Raw genomic sequence first — 23136 nt, 5'->3', positions numbered from 1 at the left:
AAAATATCAAAGAGTAAGAGATGTGTGTCCAGTTCTTTCCTAAATAATTTATAAAATGAGTAGGTGTTGTCAATAAATTGTTAGCTTTAGTAGCTCGACTATCAAATTTGTTTAAATGTCAAATTCATTACTCTTTATTCCGGATATATCTGGTTACACCCAATTTGTACAAACTACAGAGGTGGAGCATAGTCAACATGTGATAGCAGAATTGTTGGAGATTTTAATTAAAGCCAATACTCAAAAACTAAGATTAGCTGAAGTAGAAGGGGATGCTTTGTTTTTTTATAAAGAAGGAGAAGTTCCATCACAAGAAAAATTATTGGCACAGATAGAAACCATGTTTACTGCTTTTTATAGTCATCTTAAATTGTTGGAAAAGAACCGTGTTTGTCCTTGTAATGCCTGTGCTAAAGCACCTAATCTTCAATTAAAAATAATAGCACATTGTGGGGAATTGCAGTTTATTACTGTTCAGGAAAAAAGAAAACCATTTGGACAAGTTGTTATAGAAGCACATAGGTTGTTAAAAAATTCGATTCCTAGTGATAACTATACCTTACTTAGTGAAAAGTTGTCTGGTGTTATTGAAATCTCTGAAGAGTATAAAAGTCAGTTGTTTAGTTTTTCTACGAATGAGAACGTGTATGATGGAAATAAAATTAAATACATGTTTTCTGAAATTGATAAAGATAAATTAAAACTTACTTCATATGAGACACCTTATGAAGTTCAGTTTAATAGTAAGCCTGGAGTTGTTATATCTAAAGACTATAATATTTCGGCTCAGGGATTGTTGGAGTATATTACGAATTATAGTTATCGTCATCATTGGGTAAAGGGGGTGGATAAGTTCGAATATAACCCTGATGAAGTAACTCGTTTAGGAACTGAACATGTTTGTGTTATAGATGGGAAGCGATTAAATTTTACCACAGTGACTAAAGCTGCAGAATCAGGTCGGCTCGTATACGGAGAGTTTACAACTGATATTCCAGTTATTGATTCTGTGCATCAGTTTTATATAATTATTCCGATTTCGGAGAATACGTGTATGCTTATTTTGGAGATGTATCCAAAGGCAAAATCAATTTTAAAAAAAATTATGTTGTCTTTAATTATGAAAAGAGCTTTTAGGAAGAATATACAAGAATCTCTGAATAACCTAGAAACCTATATTGGTAAAGTGAACCTGGATAAATCTGATTAAATTAAATCTAAAATACGTTCAAGTTTCATTCCGCGAGATCCTTTTATTAGAATGGCATCTTTGATTTTTGTTAACGATTCATTTTCTTTAAGATCTTCAAAAGATTGATATTTACGAATACGATTATCTTCAGTTGATGTGCTTAAAAAATTTTGACCAATTAAATAGATCTTATTAAAAGATGTTTCAGTAATCTTATCAGCTATTTTTTGATGTTCCTCTGTGGCGGTATCACCTAGTTCGAACATATCTCCCAGAAATACCGTTTTGTTGTTGTATTTTAACTGTTGGAAATTGTCTATAGCGGCATTCATGCTAGAAGGATTAGCGTTATAGGCGTCAAGTATGATAGTGGATTCGTTTTTTTCTATGATTTGCGATCGGTTATTAGACGGAATATAGGATTCTATTGCGGTTTTAATTTGTTCAGGATTGATCTTAAAATAATTACCAATTGCAATAGCTGCTGCAATATTTGTGAAGTTATAGGACCCTATTAGATGACTGTTGATTGTATTATTATTGTAATCTACATTTACCATAGGATTAGCTCCTTGCAAACTTACGGTTATGTCACTATCTAAAGTTTGGGAAAATGTAAATGATTCGATTCCTCCAGAAGCATTAAGTAGTTTAGAGTCTTCTGTGTTTAGAAAAATAAGTTTATTGTGTTTTTTTAGGTATTGATAAAGTTCGGTTTTCCCTTTTAAAACACCTTCTAAGCTTCCGAACCCTTCAATATGAGCTTTTCCTATATTGGTTATATAACCAAAATCTGGGCAAGCAATATTGCATAAGAATTCGATTTCTTTTAGATGATTTGCTCCCATTTCTACAATCCCGATCTCTGTATCTTCATTCATAGATAGAAGAGTAAGCGGTACGCCTATGTGGTTATTCAAGTTTCCAGAAGTGGCGGTCGTTTTATAAGAGGATGAAAGAACACAATTAATTAGTTCTTTTGTGGTAGTCTTGCCATTGCTACCAGTAAGAGCTATTATTGGAATATTTAAGTGTTTTCTATGGTATGAAGCTAGATTTTGCAATGTTTTCAAGGTGTCTTCAACTAGAATAAACTTTTCTGAAACAGGAAGTTTTTTATCATCAATTATGGCATATGAAGCGCCATTCTTAATTGCTTGCTCAGCATAGGTATTGCCATCAAAATTGTCTCCTTTTAAAGCGAAAAAAAGAGTGTTGCTTTTAATTTTTCGGGTATCAGTACAAACACCATTGCTTTCTAAAAACAATTGATGTATTCTTTCAATATCCATATATGTATTATAATTGTATTAAAAAGCCCTGTACATAATGTCAGGGCTTTATATTTTTATAACGAACTAATAAGATTTATTTTATCTCGGCGCTCTATGTTTAGGTGTTTTTTTGTTTTTAGCTTTTTCACCTACGCGTGACATCGCATTTCTGAACCCTATGTAATCAGTAGACATATCCTGAGGGAAGAATCTTCTCTGCGCAGGGTCTAACCAGTATGCTCTGTCTTTCCAAGAACCACCTTTGTAAACTCTTACTTCTTCTCCTACAATTGTAGTTCTTTTACTAGATTCATCATATCTTCTGTCTAGTTTAGTGCTGTCTTCTGCACTTGGTTCTACACTGTGTATAGGAGAATTGTACATTCTTCTGTTTGGAATAGTTTCATCCTGAAACCCTTCATAATATCTTGAAGAACTTTTGTCTCCATCTCTAAAGTTACGATTGTCACTCTGAGTAAAGTTGGTTCTTAAATATGTTTCATTTTCATCTACAGGAGTCTGTAGTATACCTCCAGGTAATACTCTAGCTACAATTTTACCATTACTTAAAGTGTCATAAATAATAGAATCTGTAGTTACAATTTTTACAGTCCCGTCAGGATTAATTGCGTTTTTAGTATATACGTTACCTCTGTAGTAGTTAAAGTCATTGTATTCATCATCTACAATTGGTCTGTATACATCTGCAACCCATTCTGCAACATTACCTGCCATATCATATAGACCGTAGTCATTTGGATCGTAAGAAGCTACAGGAGCCGTAATATCTGCACCATCATCACTCCATCCTGCGATACCACCGTAATCACCATCACCTTGTTTAAAGTTTGCTAATTGATCTCCACGAGACCTTCTTTTTCCTGAACGAGTATATTGTCCATCCCAAGGGTATTTTTTTCTACCTCTGTATATGTTATAGCTTCTTAATTCTACTAACCCCAAAGCTGCGTATTCCCATTCTGCTTCTGTCGGTAGTCTGTATTTTGGTAAAAGCAATCCGTCTTTACGTTGGATATATAAGCCAGTAGAGTCATTTCTTTTCTCATACTGCTCTGATTCTTTACCTCCTCTAGTTGCTTCGTCATTACCACCATAAGTTTGTGAAGGAGCATTTAAATAAGTATCTGTATTAAAAGTGCTTTCTGCAGAAACATCTTCGAAAGGAGCATTTTCCTTAATAACGCGTTCTTCTTCAAGGATTCTTTCGTTAACACGATCGGTTCTCCATTTACTAAATTCTACTGCTTGAATCCAGTTAACACCTACTACTGGGTAATTTGCATACGCAGGGTGACGTAGATAGTTATTTGTCATCATTTCATTGAAACCTAAACGATTTCTCCATACCAAGGTGTCAGGAAGTGCTCCGTGGTATATGTTTTTGTATTTTGGTTCTGTTGGAGGGTATACTCCTTTTAACCAATCAAGATATTCCAGATACATTACGTTAGTAACTTCTGTTTCATCCATGTAAAAAGATTGAACGTGTTGTTGGGTAGGGGTGTTGTTCCAGTCGTGCATAACATCATCCTGTACTCGACCCATGGTGAAGGTACCTCCTTCAACAAAAACCAAACCTGGTCCAGTCTCCTGTTCTTTGTAATTAGTGTTTACTTGGAATCCACCATCTTTAGAGTTGTATTTCCAACCGGTGGCTCTAGAACTGTTGCCATAATCAGTCTTGTTACAGCTGAACAGTAAGGTACTAATGGTAAGAACCATTAGCGACTTAAAAACTAACGCGTTTTTCATAATTTTAAGTTCGTTAAAGTAGAAATTAGGGCTTGCAATATAATAATTAACGTTAAATTTACCCTAATATTTTTAAAATAATATCAAATCGCAAAAAAAATAAGTTTTTACGATTGACTTTGGTTTAACGCAATATTTTTGTGTTTATTATTATTTTTGGAGAAAATCCATTATTTACGGAACACTAAAAGTGTGTTAAACCCGTTATACGCTATGATGAAGAAAATTACAATTTTATGCGCATTATTGATTTCTGTAGTTATTTCGGCTCAGAAAACAATAAATATTGATATAGACTGGAAAGATGTGGAGATGAATACTTCTAGTACATCGTTCACAATTCCTGGGTTTGATGAGGAAAATTTCGAATATCAGGATGATATTGGAGTTCAATTTACGACACAATGGGCAGAATCTGCAGAAATTAATGCAACAACTGCTAGGATTGAAAATATTGTTTACAAAAATATTTCTAGAGCTGAACTAAAAGATCTTGATGTTAATCTCATTCCTAAAGAAGTTACTTATAGTGTACGATCTATTAATGCTAGAAATAAGAGAACTGGTTTTATGAGTCTCTTGCCTATTATAAGAAATGGTAATACGTTTAAAAAGATAGTTTCATTTGATATTGTGTATCAAACTAGTTCTCGTAAAGCAAATGCTAAAAGATTTCCTATTAGTAATTCGGTATTAGCAACCGGAGATTGGTTTAAGTTTTATGTTGATAAAACAGGAGTTTTCAGGATTACCCCTGCTTTTTTGAGTAGTCTAGGTATGGATTTATCTTCAGTAGATCCTAATTCTATAAAGATTTATGGTAATGGTGGACGAATGATGCCTTTGATAAATGCAGAGAATACAGAGTTTGATTTAAGAGAAAATGCTATTCAATTGATAGGAGGCGAAGATGGTAATTTCTCTGGTGATGATTACATTTTGTTTTATGGAGAAGGTACCAGTGGATATAGTGCAGAAAATATAACGAATGTGAATCTGTATGCAGATAGATCATTCTATTATGTGACTGCAGGAGGTTCAAATGGTAGAAGAGTGTCTAATTACTCTGAACCTACTGGAGCCGCAGACATTCAGATAAGTTCATTCACAGATTATCAATTTTATGAAATAGATGAGTATAATATTGTGAAAGTAGGAAGGCGCTGGTTTGGAGATCGTTTCGATATACAAAATAATAGAAACTATGATTTTGATTTCCCCAACCTAATTACTTCAGAGCCTATTGAGTTAAGAGTTTTTGCTGCCGCTACCTCTGCTTCCGCATCAAGTATGAATGTCACTGTTAATGGAGGGCAGGTTGGTACCCTTAATTTTACTCAAATTTCCGGAACGTCATTAGGTTCTCCTCGGGATATAACACAAGATGTGTCTTCCAGTTCTGATCAGGTTGTTGTGGGATTAAACTATAACAATAATGGTAACCCAGCAGCGATAGGATATCTTGATTTTATAAGTCTAGAAGCAAAAAGAGCTTTAACCGGGACTAATTCTCAAATGCCATTTTTTTATGATGAAGCTGCAACTTCAAGTGGAATAGGGCAATATAATATATCAAATGCCAGTGGTATATCTCAGGTTTGGGATGTTACTAATCCGGGAACTATAAGTAGGGTTGATAATGATAATGCATCGTCTACTTTGAGTTTTAAGGCGACTATGGGTGAGGAACGTCAGTATATAGCCATAGTGCCAACAAATTATTTTGACCCATTGGTAGATCAAACTACAAGAGTAGATAATCAAGATATTAAGGGAACAGTTTTTCTAAATAACCAGAACCAATTTGAAGATGTTGATTATTTAATTATATCGAATAATGCATTTTTACAATCTGCAAATAGATTAGCAGACCATCACAGAAATCTAAATAATTATAATGTAAAAGTAATAACACTGGATCAGATTTATCAAGAGTTCGGAAGTGGAAAACAGGATATTGTTGCTATAAGAAACTTGGTGAGATATGTATATGATAATGCGTCAAACCCCAGTGAACGATTAAAATATCTATGTCTTTTTGGAGACGCATCTGTTGATTATAAAAATCTGTTGATAAAAGAAAATTGCTCAGATAGTAATATAGTACCTACTTTTCAAAGTTTAAGTAGTTTCTCATTAGTTAGTTCATTTGCTACTGATGATTTCTTTGGAGCTATGGATCCCTTAGAAGGACAAATGTTATCCAGTGATCAATTGGATATAGCTGTAGGTAGAGTATTAGCGGATACGCCTCAATTAGCCGATGCTATGGTTTCGAAGATTATAAATTATGATAGTGAACAATCATATGGGAGGTGGAGAAATTCTGTTTTATTAATAGCGGATGATGTTGATGTTGATTGGGAAGAAACTATTCAGAGAAATTTAGATGAACTTGGAGAGAATTTAGTTCAAAGAAAACCATACTTGAATTTAACTAAAATATATGCGGACGCATATCAACAAGAATCTTCGGCTTCAGGAAGTAGATATCCAAAAGTGAATGAAGCTATATCTAACGCTATTGAAACTGGAGCTGTGGCAATTGATTATTTTGGACACGGAGGTGAGGATGGATTGGCAAAAGAATTTATATTTAATAAATCGAATGCAAGTGAACTGGTTAATACGAATCGGTTTCCGGTTTTTATAACAGTTACTTGTGAGTTTACCAAATTTGATAATCCTTGTAGAGATTCTGCCGGAGAACTTACGTATTGGAATACGAATGGAGGAGCTGTTGGTTTGATTAGTACAACAAGAGATGTTATTGTGACATTTGGAATATCTGTAAATGATAGATTGTCAGAGTTTTTATTTCCAGACGGTTCAGATTATCCAACGATAGCGGAAGCAGTTCGGCTTTTAAAAAATTCTTATACCACAAACAGTAGGCGAGTAGTTTTCTTTTTCGGAGATCCTGCTATGAAAATGGCTGTTCCAAAACCAAATATCCGTTTGACTAATGTTAATGATGTACCGATCACTCAAGCTGTTGATACTCTTAAGGCTTTAAGTAGAATTAAAATTTCTGGAGAGGTAGTAACTGAATCTGGCACCCTATTGTCCGATTATAATGGAGTTTTGTCCACCACAATTTATGATAAAGAAATTGATAGGGTGACGCTTGCTAATGATGGTACTCGAAATACCGCAGGAGAGATGATCAAGCTAAATTTTAAAACTTTAGGAGAGATTATATTTAGAGGAAAAGCATCCGTGACAAACGGTCTTTTTGATTTTGAGTTTATCGTGCCTAGAGATATCGGTATTCCAGTCGATACAGGAAGAATGAGTTTTTATTCTTCAAGAAATGGAGTTTTAGAAAACCAAACAGGTGTTGATCAAACAATTCTGGTTGGTGGATTAAATGAAAATGCGCCAGAAGATAATGTAGGGCCACAAGTTCAGCTGTTTATGAACGACGAGAGTTTTGTTTCCGGAGGAGTGACTAATGATTCTCCGATACTTATTGCTAGACTTCAGGATGAAAATGGTATTAATACAGCAAGTGGTATTGGTCATGATATTTCCGCTATATTGGATGGAGATGAATCAAATCCATTTATTCTGAATGATTTTTATGAAACTGAAATAGATGATTTTACAAAAGGAATTGTTAATTTTAAGTTTAGAGATTTAGAGCCTGGATTGCATACGCTAACATTTAAAGGGTGGGATGTTTATAACAATTCATCAACTCAAGAAATTCAATTTGTAGTAGCTGATGCTGCTGGTTTTACACTTAATAATGTTCTTAATTATCCAAATCCGTTTATAAGCCAGACAGAGTTTTGGTTTGAGCATTCTAGCGCTATTAGTGATATTTTGGAGGTGCAGGTTCAAGTGTTTACAGTCTCTGGAAAGGTGGTTTGGACAAAAAACCAAACACTATCAGGGAAAACAAGTTATAGAGAAGATATTCAATGGAATGGTAGAGATGATTTTGGGGATAAATTGGGAAAAGGAGTATATGTATATAAGATATCTGTAAAATCAACGTTAACAAATCAACGGGTTGAGAAATTTGAAAAACTCGTAATACTATAAATAACTAAATAACTATATATTTGTCAAAATCAATTTTCACATGAGAAAAATCATAATCCTTGGGTTTGTGTTTTTAACACTATCGAATTTTAAAATGCAAGCACAAGACGAGAACCGAGCGATAACTACTGCTGTTCCATTCTTATTAATCGCTGCGGATGCAAGAGCAGCGGGGATAGCTGATCAAGGAGTTGCAACTTCAGCGGATGCATTTTCACAACAATGGAATCCAGCTAAATACGCATTTATAGATAAACAACAAGGTGTAGGAGTTAATTATACTCCCTACTTGAGTAATCTTGTAAATGATATATTTTTAGGAGGTATAAATTATTATAATCGTTTTGGCCAAGATGGGAGAAGTGCCGTTGCGGCTAGTTTTAGATATTTCAGTCTTGGTGAAATCGAATTTAGACAGACTGGGAATCCATTAGAGCAGGCTAATATACAGAGCCCGAATCAATTAACGTTTGATGTGTCATATGCGCTGCAATTAAGTCCTACTTTTTCTATGGGTATTGCAGGTCGTTATTTACGTTCTGATTTAAGATTACAAGGTGTGGCAGATGATGCAAGTGCAGCTAGTAGTTTTGGTGTGGATGTAGCGGCTTTTTATCGAAGTGAAGAAGTAGCTTACAGCTCATTTAACGGTAGGTGGAGAGCAGGATTAAATATATCTAATATTGGTCCTAAAATAAAATATGATGATGCTGGTCAGGAAAACTTCATACCTACTACTTTTAGATTAGGAGTTGGGTTTGATTTCCTTTTAGATGAGTTTAATAGAATTACACCTTCTTTAGAATTTGCTAAATTATTAGTGCCGAGTCCACAGGATTTTGATGGTGACGGTATTGTGGGGAATAGTCAGCAAGATAGAGATGAATATGAATCTATAAGTTCGTTTGGAGCTATCTTTTCTTCTTGGGGAGATGCTGAGGATGGTTTTAGCGAAGAATTACAAGAATTTACCTGGTCTTTAGGAGCAGAGTATGTGTATAAAGATGTATTCTCTTTTAGAGGAGGTTATTTTAATGAAGCTGAAGAAAAGGGAGCTCGTAAATTTGTGTCACTGGGACTTGGGTTTAGGTATACTTCTATAAACCTAGATATGTCATACTTGTTTAATGCATCTTCGGTGCAGAGTCCGCTTGAAGGAACACTTCGTTTCGGTCTTACCTTTAATTTTGGAGAAGATTTTTACGATAGATAAAAACAAAATATTTAACGGTAACAAAAAAGTATCAAGCACTAATGTTTGATACTTTTTTTGTTTATAGTACATTGTAGCCCCTTAATTATGAAATAGTATTGATAATCAATGTTGATGCTAATTTATTGATAATACTATTGTAAAACTTTGAATGCGTGAAAGAAATAGAGATTAAATCCACTTTACAAGTATATGATTCATTAGAAGAACTACCAGAAGATGTTCAAAATTTAATGCAACAATCTTTTAAGATAAGAGATAAGGCGTATGCTCCATATTCCGAATTTCTTGTCGGAGCAGCATTGCTTTTAGAGAATGAAGAAGTGATTCTTGGTAATAATCAAGAAAATGCTTGTTATCCTTCTGGATTATGTGCAGAACGTACTGCGATATATTATGCAGGAGCAAATTTTCCGGGTGTTCCTATTTTGAGGATGGCACTTTCGGCAAAATCGTTAAAACATCAATTGATTACGCCTACCCCACCTTGTGGAGCTTGTAGGCAATCAATAGCAGAATATGAACTTAATCAGAAGAAGCCAATTGAGATTTATTTTATGGGAGAAACAGGAAAAGTAGTAAAATCTTATTCTTTAGCTAATTTATTGCCGCTTATTTTTGATAATTCATATTTATAACGTTTTCGTACATTTTTATCTCAAAACTGCTTTCTCCTTAGTAATGAATATATTATTTTTGTTTTTCGCTTAATTGAAAAATAAGCAAAAGAATTCTGTAATTGTTAGAGAGGTTGGCAATAAAGCTAACTTAATTTTGAAATATCATTACATTTTAGATGAAAAAAGTAACCAAAGAAGTTTACCTGAAGTGGTACGAGGATATGCTTTTCTGGAGAAAGTTTGAAGACAAACTTGCTCAAGTATATATCCAACAAAAAGTAAGAGGATTTTTACATTTATATAACGGTCAGGAAGCTATTTTGGCTGGGGCTTTACATGCAATGGATCTTACTAAAGATAAAATGATTACTGCATATCGTAATCACGTCCAACCAATTGGAATGGGTGTTGATCCTAAACGAGTGATGGCAGAATTGTTCGGAAAAGGAACAGGTACTTCTCAAGGAATGGGGGGGTCAATGCATATCTTTTCTAAAGAACATAGATTCTATGGAGGACACGGTATTGTTGGAGGACAAATTCCTTTAGGAGCTGGTTTGGCTTTTGGAGATAAGTACCACAAAAGAGATGCGGTAACTTTAACATTTATGGGTGATGGTGCAACACGCCAAGGATCTCTTCATGAAACTTTTAATTTAGCCATGTTGTGGAATCTACCTGTTGTGTTTTGTGTAGAGAATAATGGATATGCCATGGGTACTTCGGTAGAACGAACAGCTAACCATACCGATATATGGAAACTTGGATTAGGATATGAAATGCCTTGTGGTCCTGTAGATGCAATGAACCCTGTAAAGGTTGCAGAAGCATTTGATGAAGCAATCACCAGAGCTAGAACAGGTGGAGGTCCAACTTTCCTTGAACTAAAAACATATCGTTATAGAGGACATTCTATGAGTGATGCTCAGAAATATCGTACCAAGGAAGAAGTAGCAGAATACCAGAAAATTGATCCAATTACTCAGGTTTTGGATATTATTAAGGATAAAAAGTATGCTACAGATGATGAAATCGCTGCTATAGATAAAGGAGTGAAAGATAGAGTGGCGGAATGTCAAAAATTTGCTGAAGAATCACCGTTCCCTGAAAAGAACTTGATGTACGATGTTGTTTACGAACAAGAAGATTACCCGTTTTTATCACACAAACCACAATAGATTATGGCTACAGTAATTAATATGCCGCGATTGAGCGATACTATGGAAGAAGGAGTTGTCGCGAAGTGGCTTGTTAAAAAAGGTGACAAAATAAGTGAAGGAGATATCCTTGCGGAAATTGAAACCGATAAAGCAACAATGGAATTCGAATCTTTTTACGATGGAGTATTACTTCATATAGGGATAGAAGAAGGTGAAACTGCACCAGTAGATCAACTTTTAGCAATTATAGGCGAAGAAGGAGAAGATATTTCTGGTTTACTGAATGGAAGTGCAGCACCTCAAGCAGCATCTCCAAAAGAAGAAAAAGTTGAAGAAGTAGTTTCAAATACTACCACAGCATCCGCAATTCCTGAAGGAGTAGAAGTGATCACAATGCCTCGTCTTAGTGATACAATGGAAGAAGGAACTGTGGCAACATGGCTTAAAAAAGTTGGGGATACTGTAGAAGAAGGAGATATTCTAGCCGAGATAGAAACGGATAAGGCTACTATGGAGTTTGAATCTTTCTATAATGGTACTTTACTACATATAGGTATAGAAGAAGGACAAACAGCTCCAGTTGATAAATTATTGGCTATTATAGGACCTGCAGGAACAGATGTTTCTGGACTTAAAGGTGGTGTTCCAGCTTCTGTAAGTACTTCTGAAGTAAAAGAAACGGCATCAGCTAAAGAGGATAAAGTAGAAAAAGTTGCAGTAAGTGCTGGAAATAGTTCTTCAGGAGGAAGAATATTTGTTTCACCACTTGCTAAGAAAATAGCCGCTGATAAAGGAATAGATTTATCTCAAGTAAAAGGTACTGGAGAGAACGGACGAATTGTAAAGAAAGATGTAGAGTCATTTACACCTCCTGCTGCAGCTAGCGCTCCGACATCTCCTAAGGCAGTTACTTCGCCATCTATTAAAACGTTCGCTCCAGCAGGAGAAGAAAGTTTCGAAGAAGTGAAGAATTCTCAAATGCGTAAAGCAATTGCCAGAAGCCTTTCAGGGTCAAAATTCACTGCACCACATTATTATCTGACGATTGAAGTAGGTATGGATAATGCCATTACTTCTCGTAAGACAATAAATGAATTACCAGATACCAAAGTATCATTTAATGATATGGTGGTTAAAGCTTGTGCAATGGCTTTAAGAAGGCATCCGCAAGTAAATACGTCCTGGAAAGATGATGTAACAGTATATAACCAACATATTAGTATAGGAGTAGCGGTTGCAGTTCCAGATGGATTGGTAGTTCCAGTTTTACCATTTACAGATCATATGAACATTATGGAGATTGATACCAGAGTTCGTGATTTGGCAACTAGAGCTAGAGATAAGAAGTTAACTCCTCAAGAAATGAGTGGAAGTACTTTTACGGTGTCTAATTTAGGGATGTTTGGTATTCAGGAATTTACATCGATTATTAACCAACCTAACTCTGCAATTTTATCCGTAGGAGCAATTGTAAAAAAACCAGTTGTTAAGAATGATCAGGTTGTTGTAGGTAGTACAATGAAAGTTACTTTAGCTTGTGATCATAGAACCGTTGATGGGGCTACAGGAGCACAGTTTTTACAAACTTTAAAACAATATTTAGAAAATCCTGTAACTATGTTAGCATAGTTATAAAAAGGAAATATATAATGTTTAAAATCCCATTTCAGAAGAAGTGGGATTTTTTTATATTTAAAAAATGAACAAGAGAATTCAGAATTTAGAATCAAATACATTATCAGATAAGACATTTTTATTAAAGGAATATACGTTTGAGTATACTCATACAGATATTCATACTCCAGAAAAACATCTTCGGGAAGTATATGATCATGGTGATGGGGCTTCTGTTTTATTGTATAATCTTACTAAGAAAACTGTTGTGCTAACACAACAATTCAGATTGCCTACTTTTTTAAATGGTAGTAAATCAGGAATGAGTATTGAAGTTTGTGCAGGATCTCTTGATGGAGATACTCCAGAAGTATGTGCAAAAAAAGAAGCATTAGAAGAAACAGGGTATGATGTTAATTCCGTTGAAAAAGCATTTTCTGTATATGCATCTCCAGCCACGATGACGGAAATAGCACATTTGTTTATTGCTGAATATACAGATGAGATGAAGATAGAGAGAGGTGGTGGACTTGATCATCAAGAAGAATATATTGATGTGCTGGAAATAGATTTTAGAAAAGCATTTAATATGATGGAAACTGGAGAGATTAGAGATGCTAGAACGGTTATGTTACTACAATTCCTAAAAATAAAAGATATAATGGAATCTTAATTACATATCTAATAAGTACACTTTTTAAGTATCTTTATCAAAAAACATTCATCCATATCAGAAAACAAAAAAACATGAAACAGATCACATTTTTTATCATTGCACTTTTATTTATAACCTGTAAAGAGGTAACTACAGCACAATCTCCAATGTCAAACATCACAGCTTCTGATGTTGAGGTTATTATGAACTTTCTAGCTAGTGATGCATTAGAAGGTAGAGATACTGGTTCTGAAGGACTAGAGAAAGCTGCAAAGTTTATAGAAGAGGAGTTTAAGAAATCGGGTATTGAGCCTTATTTTGATTCATACCTGAATACTTTTGATGCTAAAGGAACCGAAACATATAATGTAGTAGGTTATTTAAAAGGAACTGATCCTGATTTAGCAAATCAATTTGTGGTAATTGGAGCACATTTTGATCATATAGGAAAAGGGAAACCTGTGAGTGGAGATACAATTGCTAATGGAGCGAACGATAATGCTGCAGGAAGTACTGCTGTGATTTCGTTAGCTAAACATTTTGCAAAAACAAAAAATAATAAACGTAGTGTATTGTTTGTATTGTTTGGCGCTGAAGAAAGAGGATTGCTAGGTTCAGGTCATTTAGCCAAAGTTTTAAAAGAGAAAAATATTGATCTATACACTATGGTGAATTTCGAAATGATAGGAGTGCCACTAAATGACAAGAGCTATAAAGCATATATCACAGGGTATGAAATTTCTAATATGGCAGAAAAAATCAATGAATACTCAGGAAAAGAATTCATAGGTTTTCTGCCAAAAGCAAAAGAGTTTCAGCTATTCAGAAGAAGTGATAACTATCCTTTTCATAAAGAATTCAATGTGCCTTGTCAGACAATTTCCACCTTTGATTTTACCAATTATGACTATTATCATCATGTGGATGATGAGGTTTCAGAAATGAATTTCGAATTTATGGCAGAACTAATAAATGACTGTGCTCCAGTTATTGCCAAAATTCTAAATACACCAACAAAAGAAATTAAGTTAAATTAAAACTTTCAGACCTATTAGGTTTTCAAAACCTGAAAAGTCTTTTTTATAAAAAAGATGAAAAACATTATAATTACCGGTGCAAGCAGAGGAATAGGATATGAGATGGCTAAGTTGTTTGCGGACGAAGGGCATCAGGTTTTGGCTTTATCTAGGAATGAGAAACCTATTGCAGCTTTGAATCATAAAAACATTCATACATTCTCTTTTGATTTGTGCAACTCATCTGATTTGCAAAAATTAAAAAGTTATGTCGCCGATTCCTGGGATCAGGTAGATATTCTTATCAATAATGCAGGTAAACTATTGAATAAACCTTTTGGTGAAATTTCTACTCAGGAATTCGAAGAAGTATATAAAGTAAATGTTTTTGGTGTGGCAGAAATTACTCGCCTTATGTTACCTTATATGACAAAAGGAAGTCATGTGGTTACTGTAAGTAGTATGGGAGGAATTCAAGGAAGTATGAAATTTCCTGGTTTGGCAGCATACAGTTCTAGTAAAGGAGCGGTTATCACGTTAAGTGAATTGTTAGCAGAAGAGTATAAAGAAAGTGGTATTGCATTTAATGTCCTAGCCTTAGGTGCTGTGCAAACAGAAATGTTGGAAGAAGCATTTCCAGGATACGAAGCACCACTCACAGCAATTGAAATGGCAAATTATATTAAAGACTTTTCGCTTACCGCTAATAAATTTTATAATGGTAAAGTATTGCAAGTATCTAGTAGTACACCCTGATTTATAATAATTGTTTTTTTTCTTTGATATGCATAAAAAAGCGGGAATACTACTATTACTACTTATAACTTTTTCTTGTAGTAAAAAAAAGAAAAACTTATTTACAGAAGTAGATAGCGAATGGCAGTTTAGGTCCGTTAAAGATGCTTCTTGGTTACCCGCATATGTGCCCGGCACAGTGCATACAGATTTATTAAAAAATGAAAAAATAGAAGATCCATTTGTAGGAACCAATGAAGAAAAACTACAATGGATTACTTCTAATGATTGGGAATACAACACTATTTTAAAGTTAGAAGAAGAACAGTTAGAAAGAAAACATCATGAGCTTAGTTTCGAAGGAATTGATACCTATGCAGAAATATTTCTGAATGATAGTTTACTTTTAAAAACTAATAATACTTTTAGAACTTGGGATGTAGATGTAAGTGGAAAACTTCAGAAAGAAAACAAATTAAGGGTTCTGTTTAAAAACCCAACAGAGATTGAAGCGATTAAAAAAGGAAAGTTGCCTTATGAATTACCCGCTGGAAATCGTATTTTCTCTCGTAAGGCACAATTTCATTATGGATGGGATTGGGGACCTACATTTATTACAGCAGGTATTTGGAAACCCATAATCCTTAAATCTTGGGATGATATACAGCTAAAAGATGTATATATTAAACAAAATTTCTTAGATAAAAAACAAGCGAAATTACAAGCCGATATTCTGTTGAATACTACCCACGACTTAGAAGAAGATGTGATTGTACATGTATTGGTTAATAAAGAAGTAATTGAATCTAAAAAAATAACACTAGAAAAAGGAAGTAAAAAATATAGTGTAGATTTTGTCATTAACAACCCAAAATGGTGGTGGACGCATAACCTTGGAGAACCTTTTCTATACGATATTGATATTCAGATACAATATGGAGATGAGGTCGTTGCGTCACGAAAAGTTAAAAAAGGATTGCGGACTATTGAGCTAATTACTGATAAAGATACACAGGGAGAATCTTTTTATTTTAAGTTAAATGGAGTGCCAGTTTTTATGAAAGGCGCTAATTACATTCCTCAAAATATCTTTCAACCAGAAGTAACGGATCAAGATTATAAAAAACTTTTCGAGGATGTGATTGAGGCCAATATGAATATGTTACGTGTTTGGGGCGGAGGAATCTATGAAAACGATATTTTTTATGATTTAGCGGATGAAAAAGGTATTCTTTTGTGGCAAGATTTTATGTTTGCTTGTGCTATGTATCCTGGTGATACGGCTTTTTTAGAAAATGTAAAACAAGAAGCGATAGATAATGTTACGCGTTTGCGTAATCATGCTAGTATTGCACTATGGTGTGGTAACAATGAAAATAATGAAGCTTGGCATAATTGGGGATGGCAAGCAAATAGAAGCGAAGAAGAGAAAACTGAGATATGGAGTAATTATCAGAAATTATTTAATGATATTTTACCGAATACAGTTTCTGATTTAACAAACACCTCTTATTGGGAGAGTTCACCTAAATATGGAAGGGGAAATCCAAAATTCCAAACGGAGGGAAATGCTCATGATTGGGGAGTATGGCATGATGGATATCCATTCGAACGATTCGAAGAAAAAGTGCCGCGCTTTATGAGCGAATTTGGATTCCAGTCATTTCCAGGTTATGAAGCCATTCAATATTTTACACAAAAAGACAGCATAGATATTAATCACTCAAGTTTTGCGACACATCAAAAACACAATAGAGGATTTGCACTAATAAAAGAGTATATGGAACGTGATTTTCCTGTTCCTGATAAGGATGAAGATTATGTATATGTTAGTCAGTTGTTACAAGCATATGGTATGACCAAAGGTATTGAAGCACATCGTCGTACCAAGCCATATAATATGGGAACACTGTATTGGCAATTGAATGATTGTTGGCCTGTAGTTTCCTGGTCAGGAATTGATGGTTTAGGAAACTGGAAGGCATTACACTATAAGGTAAAAAAGAGTTTTGAAGATGTACTTGTTTCTCCAAAAATTGAGAATGATACATTAAATGTATATGTTGTAAATGACGAATTAAAACAACAAGAAGGGACATTAGAATTAAAAATTAAAAGTTTTGACGGTAAGATAGTTTGGGAATATGATGAGCAAATTTCTGTAAAAGAAAATGCTTCTCAGGTAGTTTTTAAAATATCAATGAAAGCGTTAAATATTTTAAAAGACGAAGTAGTATTAATAGCAGATTTTAAGGAATCGAGCACTAATTTTTATTTTACCAAACCAAAAGATTTAAAACTATCAATACAAGATATCACTCAAAAAGTAACTAAAGTTGATAATGGTTATGAGATAAAATTATCATCAACGGCATTACAAAAAGACGTGTTCTTGTATGCTAGTAGTAAGGGTCACTTTAGTGATAACTTTTTTGATTTACTTCCAAATGAAGAAAAGGTAATTCTTTTCGAAACTTCAACAACTTCAGAGATTGATGTTTTAATGAAAACATTGAATATGTTGACTGATCTTTAAAGAAAGTGGGACGTTAAACAAGTGTCTTTTTGTTTTTTAACCACCCATAGAATAAAATATAGGCATAGCATACTATTACTAGTAATAGGGCCATTTTAAACCCAATATTATCGGTCAAAAATCCATAGAAAGGAGGGATCAATGCACCACCTACTATTGCCATACATAATAATCCTGAAGCTTGTGGTTTTAAATCTCCTAATCCGTCTAATGCAAGGGTAAATATGGTTGGAAACATAATAGAGTTGAATAATCCAACAGCTAGTATGGACCACATAGCGACAAGTCCAGCAGTATTCATGGATATCAAAAGCATGGTGATCGCAAGTCCGGCAAAAATGCTTAACACTTTTCCTGGCGACATAATCCTAGTAAGGTACGCTCCGATAAACCGCCCAATCATAGCTCCAGACCAATAAAAAACTACAAAGGCTCCCACAATTGCTTTACCGTCCATAGTAGTTAAGTCAGAGTTTAGAATACGTTCACACAGGTTTTTCATAAAAGGAGTATCCTTAATTACCGATACTAAATTCATATCCAAGAAATAATTAACCAAATAACTACCAATAGCAACTTCTGCACCTACATATACAAATATTCCTAGTGCACCCAGAAGCATTACTTTGTTTCGTAAAAGTCTACCATATCCATCTTTTGGACTTTCTTTCATGAGTGTAGGTAATTTGATAAACCTAAACAGGATTACAAGCAATAGTATAAAACCTGCAATCATTATAAAGGGAGTTTGTACAGTAGCCGCTTCAGCAGCATAATAGGTGTCTTTCTGAGTATCTGTTAAAACGTGGATTTCTTCAGAAGATTTCACAGAGTCGCTTAATAAAAAGATGGCTCCTACAACTGGTGCAATGGCCGTTCCAAGAGAATTAAATGCTTGGGATAGATTAAGACGACTAGCAGCCCCATCTTCACTACCTAGTAATGCAACATATGGATTAGCTGCTACTTGTAGAATGGTGATACCTCCTGCGAGCGTGAAATACCCTAATAAAAACACACTAAAAAAACGATAAGAAGATGCAGGGTAAAAAAGTAAACATCCAACGGCCATGGTAGTTAGGCCTAAAATGATTCCTTTTTTATACCCTATTTTGGATAGTATAAAACCTGCAGGAACTGATAATACAAAGAATGCTGTGAAAAAAGCAAATTGAACCAATCCAGCCTGAAAATAAGAGAGTTCGAATACATCTCTTAATCTAGGAATTAAAGAATCTACTAACACTGTTATAAACCCCCATAAAAAGAATAATATGGTAATAATGATAAAAGCACTTCGGTAAGATTTTGATTGATTCATTGTAAAATAGTTTATGCTTTATTATAAAAATTTGTTGGAATGTTTTCATTATTTCCATCTTGATATTTCATCATCGTAAACCCTTCGTGGATACAATAATGACCAACTTCTCCAGATTTATTCATGGCGATATAGGCAATCTGAAAATCTTTATAACGATCATTTTTAGTAACGATTCTTCGGATAGCTTCTTCACAAGCTTTTTGAGGGCTTGATCCATTTCGCATAAGTTCTACAATTAGAAAACTACCTACGGTTTTTAAAACTTCTTCTCCCATTCCAGTCGCAACAGCACCACCAACTTCATTGTCAATAAATAATCCTGATCCTATAATTGGTGAATCCCCAACACGACCTTTCATCTTATATGATAACCCAGAGGTGGTACAAGCACCGGCAATATCTCCGTTATTGTCCATAGCTAACATACCGATGGTATCGTGATTTTCAATATTAATGATAGGTTTATATTCTGGAGATTTCTTCCATTCTTCCCACGCTAATTTTGATTCATTTGTAAGTAAGTTTTCTTTTTTGAAACCATTACGATATCCAAATTCTTCTGCTCCCTCACCTGCTAATATTACATGCGGAGTATCTTCCATAACTTTTCTGGCTAATGCAGCAACATTAGTAATATTCTCTACACAAACGACAGCACCGCAATCACCATCAGAATTCATAACGCAGGCATCTAAGGTTACATTACCTTCTCGATCTGGAGCGCCACCTTTTCCTACAGTAGTGTTTTTTATATTTTCTTCTTCAATAGCAACTCCTTCAATAACAGCGTCAAGAGCAGATTTTCCAGCTGCTAAGGCTGCACCGGCTGCAGCATTTGCTTTGGTGAAACGCCAAGTGCAGATGGCAATAGGAGAAGGATTAGACATGTTCATAGTTGTGTTTTTTTCTTGTTCGACTAACTGATTCGGATTTTCTTTACAACCTATAATGGTGGATCCAACAGTGAGGCCAACACTAGTAAGTGCTGTGTTTTGAATAAATTGACGTCTCTTCATACTACTTGATAATTATTTCATCCGCAAAAATCCAAGCTTTTCCATTATGATCACTTCCTAAATGCCATTTGGGGATGTCTCCAACAGTTTTAGCTTGAATTTTTACATAGCGTGCTTGTTGTTTAGCAAATTTTCTTTCTACAACGTGAATGCTAGCCGTTTCGTTACTAATTGGTTCTTTTTCTATTTCATTTTTGGATAATGGTTTCCAGATTTCACCATCTTTAGAAATCCATATTTCAATTTTCTTTGGGTAAAAGATCCAACTTCGTTGATCCTCGAGAAAACCTATAGAAACTGTATTAATTTCTTTAGTTTTCCCTAAATCTATAGTAGCAATTAAATCACTGTTATGGAAACCTTGCCAGGATCCAGATCGATAATCTGTAGTCCCTTTAATACCATTTATAAGTGCATTGGGACCGCCGCCGTTATATCTATTGGCATACTCATTTTTTAATTCAATCGAAAGATTAGCATCTATCTTAAAGAATTCTGTAGAAATGACAGTACTTTTTAATCCATCTAGAGAAGCATATGTTTTTAGAATTGCAGGAGATGAAATTTCTATAGGCTCATTATATTTTTTGAATAGAGTATCATTAAGACTGTAGTGGATGATTGCGTTTGAGTCAATACTTTGCAATGCAATTGTTGTTTTTTCTTTAAATGCGATTTCACCTTTGGCAATAAAAGGTGGCGTAATAATGATATGTTCTTCAATTTCAGTACTTGGAATGTATGTATCTTTCGTAGCCCATTCAGTGGGTGTATTGGTCATTTCAAAAATTAAGGCTCCTCCTGTAATAATATCTTTATGTTTTAGGTAGGAAAAAGGATATTGCTTATTGTTTAATTTAGCAGAAGCGATGTACTTATTTTCTGTAGAAAGATTATTAGCGATAATAGTAAATTCTTTTCCATTTTCAAGATGTATCGTAGCTGTATCAAAAAGAGGTGTTCCAATAATATAATCGTTGGATCCTGGAGTTACAGGATAAAAACCAAGGCTACTAAAAACATACCAGGCACTCATCTGTCCACAATCTTCATTCCCAGAGATTCCATCAGGAGTATTAGTGTATAATTCTGTAAGAATTTGATGAACTTTTTCCTGAGTTTTATGAGGTTTGTTTACGTAATTATAGAGATAGGCCATATGATGACTAGGTTCATTTCCATGCGCATATTGTCCGATAAGTCCTGTAATGTCTACTTGATGTGATCCAGAAGTATTACTATTTGCAGAAAATAAGGTGTCTAATTGTTTCTCTAATGCTTTTTTGCCTCCTAATAAATTTATAAACCCATTAATATCTTGGGGAACATAAAAACTGTATTGCCAGGAATTGGCTTCTGTATAATTAAAGTTTACTTCATAAGGATCAAAAGGAGCGAACCAAGTATTTCTATATCTGCCGCGCATGAATTTTGTAGAAGGGTCAAATACATTTTTATAATTCTGTGCTCTTTTTGTAAACTCTGCTACATCTTCCGGTTTATTCATGGCTTTTGCCATTTGTGCAATCGTCCAATCATCATAGGCATATTCTAAAGTTTTGGAAACAGATTCACTTTCTTCCTCTACAGGGATATATCCGAATTTTTTATAAGATTTTAATCCTAATTTGTCTCTTGTCGCACTGTGTTTCATAGCTTCAAAAGCTTTTTCTGAATCATAATCAATAATTCCTTTCAGATAAGCATCTGCAATTACAGGAACTGCGTGATATCCAATCATACAATGTGTATAATTACCTGCTAAATCCCAGATAGGCATAATGCCACCTTCATCATATTTAGCAAGAAATGTATTGATGAAATCATTAGTTCGATCTTGTTCTATAATAGTATACAAAGGATGTGCAGCTCTATACGTATCCCAAAATGAGAATACAGAATAATAATCGAAATTAGAATTTTGGTGGATTTTTAAATCCATACCTCGATATCTACCGTCTACATCTTGATAAAGGTTAGGAGCAAGCATGGAATGATACAGTGAGGTGTAAAAATTAGTTTTGTAATCGTTGTTAGTACTTTCAATTACAATCTTACGTAACTGGTTTTCCCAAGTGCTTTGAGCGGTATCTTTTACCTGATCAAATGTTTTGATTCCTATTTCTTCTTCTAAGTTTTTTAAAGCTCCTTGCTCGTCAACTGCTGAAATACCTATGGTAATAAAGATGGGGTCGTTTGATGTGTTGTCAAATTCAAAAGCCATTTTTTTCCTATCTTCCGTAGATTGCGTACTCTTAATAGGCTTAGAAAATTTGATATGATAAAATAATAGTTGTTTCTCTGCCCAGGCTTTGGAGTGTCGATATCCATTGATCTCTGTATCAGAAATTATGTTTATTTGATGATCCAATACTTGATCCCTATGTACTAAATCAAGGATTATAATTTGTTTTTCTTTTGGTGGGAAAAGGTATTTATGCATCCCAGCTCTTTGGGTTACTGTTAATGCCACTTCTATATTAGTGGAGTCTAAATGAACTTCATAATATCCTGGAGATGCTTTTTCATTATCATGTGAGAAATGAGCACGATACCCTTTCTTGCCGTTAGCTCCATTATTAAAATTTATTTCATTGGTTGGCATTAGTAGGATGTCTCCGTAATCAGAAACTCCTGTACCACTTAGGTGGGTATGTGAAAAACCATAGATATAACTATCGCTATAATGATAACCTGAACAACCATCCCAACCATCTAATCGAGTGTCAGGACTTAATTGCATCATCCCAAACGGCATACTAGCACCCGGATATGTGTGTCCGTGGCCTCCAGTTCCTATAAAAGGGTTTACATATGTGGTAAGAGGAGTATTATTTTGTGCGGTTTTTATTTTGATTTCCTTTTTACAAGAATAGAATCCTGAAAGGATTAAAATTGTAAATACAGTGCAGAATGCTCTCATGTAAAAATAGATAGTTATTTTTAAACTTCTAATGT

The 23136-nt window shown here is 34.4% G+C and carries 15 protein-coding genes; 10 read left to right on the top strand and 5 right to left on the bottom strand.

The genetic code is table 11. From position 1 onward, the window contains the following. The first annotated feature begins 115 nt into the window (after positions 1-115). Positions 116-1210, top strand: coding sequence for a DUF2652 domain-containing protein (locus Q0975_RS25490; protein ID WP_299442785.1), 1095 nt, complete (start codon positions 116-118; stop codon positions 1208-1210). Here the strand turns inward: Q0975_RS25490 and murF are convergent. Next, complete coding sequence (gene murF, locus Q0975_RS25485; protein WP_299442782.1) at positions 1207-2484, bottom strand: UDP-N-acetylmuramoyl-tripeptide--D-alanyl-D-alanine ligase; 1278 nt, start codon at positions 2482-2484, stop codon at positions 1207-1209. The two genes, Q0975_RS25490 and murF, sit on opposite strands and share 4 nt — an antisense overlap. 81 nt (positions 2485-2565) lie before the next feature. Next, on the bottom strand, positions 2566-4239 hold the full coding sequence (gldJ, locus tag Q0975_RS25480) for a gliding motility lipoprotein GldJ (RefSeq protein ID WP_299442779.1): 1674 nt from the start codon (positions 4237-4239) through the stop codon (positions 2566-2568). 213 nt (positions 4240-4452) lie between these two features. Between gldJ and porU the strand changes: the two genes are divergently transcribed. From porU to Q0975_RS25435, 9 genes are all read left to right on the top strand, one after another. After that, positions 4453-8289 carry a type IX secretion system sortase PorU gene (gene porU, locus Q0975_RS25475; RefSeq protein ID WP_299442776.1) on the top strand — a complete coding sequence of 1279 codons (3837 nt, stop codon included), beginning with the start codon at positions 4453-4455 and terminating at the stop codon, positions 8287-8289. A gap of 40 nt (positions 8290-8329) precedes the next feature. Next, positions 8330-9502: a type IX secretion system outer membrane channel protein PorV gene (porV, locus tag Q0975_RS25470; protein ID WP_299442773.1), complete on the top strand. Its 1173-nt coding sequence runs from the start codon at positions 8330-8332 to the stop codon at positions 9500-9502. Positions 9503-9657: 155 nt separating this feature from the next. Continuing rightward, positions 9658-10140: a cytidine deaminase gene (locus Q0975_RS25465; protein ID WP_299442770.1), complete on the top strand. Its 483-nt coding sequence runs from the start codon at positions 9658-9660 to the stop codon at positions 10138-10140. Positions 10141-10298: 158 nt separating this feature from the next. After that, on the top strand, positions 10299-11300 hold the full coding sequence (gene pdhA / locus Q0975_RS25460; protein ID WP_299442767.1) for a pyruvate dehydrogenase (acetyl-transferring) E1 component subunit alpha: 1002 nt from the start codon (positions 10299-10301) through the stop codon (positions 11298-11300). Positions 11301-11303: 3 nt separating this feature from the next. Further along, the gene (locus Q0975_RS25455) at positions 11304-12911 is read left to right on the top strand and encodes a pyruvate dehydrogenase complex dihydrolipoamide acetyltransferase (protein ID WP_299442764.1); all 1608 of its coding nucleotides are present in this window, start codon (positions 11304-11306) and stop codon (positions 12909-12911) included. A gap of 70 nt (positions 12912-12981) precedes the next feature. Continuing rightward, positions 12982-13569 (top strand): NUDIX domain-containing protein, encoded by a 588-nt coding sequence (locus Q0975_RS25450; protein WP_299442761.1) that lies wholly within the window; start codon positions 12982-12984, stop codon positions 13567-13569. Positions 13570-13643: 74 nt separating this feature from the next. Continuing rightward, positions 13644-14588, top strand: coding sequence for a M28 family peptidase (locus tag Q0975_RS25445; protein ID WP_299442758.1), 945 nt, complete (start codon positions 13644-13646; stop codon positions 14586-14588). 54 nt (positions 14589-14642) lie between these two features. After that, positions 14643-15323 (top strand): SDR family oxidoreductase, encoded by a 681-nt coding sequence (locus tag Q0975_RS25440; protein WP_299442755.1) that lies wholly within the window; start codon positions 14643-14645, stop codon positions 15321-15323. Positions 15324-15351: 28 nt separating this feature from the next. Further along, on the top strand, positions 15352-17838 hold the full coding sequence (locus Q0975_RS25435; protein ID WP_299442752.1) for a glycoside hydrolase family 2 protein: 2487 nt from the start codon (positions 15352-15354) through the stop codon (positions 17836-17838). 13 nt (positions 17839-17851) lie between these two features. Here Q0975_RS25435 and Q0975_RS25430 read toward each other — a convergent pair whose 3' ends face one another. Genes Q0975_RS25430 through Q0975_RS25420 form a run of 3 tightly spaced genes read right to left on the bottom strand, consistent with a single transcriptional unit; the run spans position 17852 to position 23101 of the window. Next, the gene (locus Q0975_RS25430; protein ID WP_299442749.1) at positions 17852-19159 is read right to left on the bottom strand and encodes a sugar MFS transporter; all 1308 of its coding nucleotides are present in this window, start codon (positions 19157-19159) and stop codon (positions 17852-17854) included. 11 nt (positions 19160-19170) lie between these two features. Continuing rightward, positions 19171-20178 (bottom strand): isoaspartyl peptidase/L-asparaginase family protein, encoded by a 1008-nt coding sequence (locus tag Q0975_RS25425; protein ID WP_299442746.1) that lies wholly within the window; start codon positions 20176-20178, stop codon positions 19171-19173. Between the two features lies 1 nt (position 20179). Next, positions 20180-23101, bottom strand: coding sequence for a GH92 family glycosyl hydrolase (locus Q0975_RS25420; RefSeq protein ID WP_299442743.1), 2922 nt, complete (start codon positions 23099-23101; stop codon positions 20180-20182). Between the last annotated feature and the right edge of the window lie 35 nt (positions 23102-23136).

The sequence above is a fragment of the uncultured Aquimarina sp. genome, assembly GCF_947500065.1.
GTDB lineage: Bacteria > Bacteroidota > Bacteroidia > Flavobacteriales > Flavobacteriaceae > Aquimarina.
Note: the sequence above shows the minus strand (reverse complement) of the source record. Positions and strands in the feature narration are given on the sequence as shown.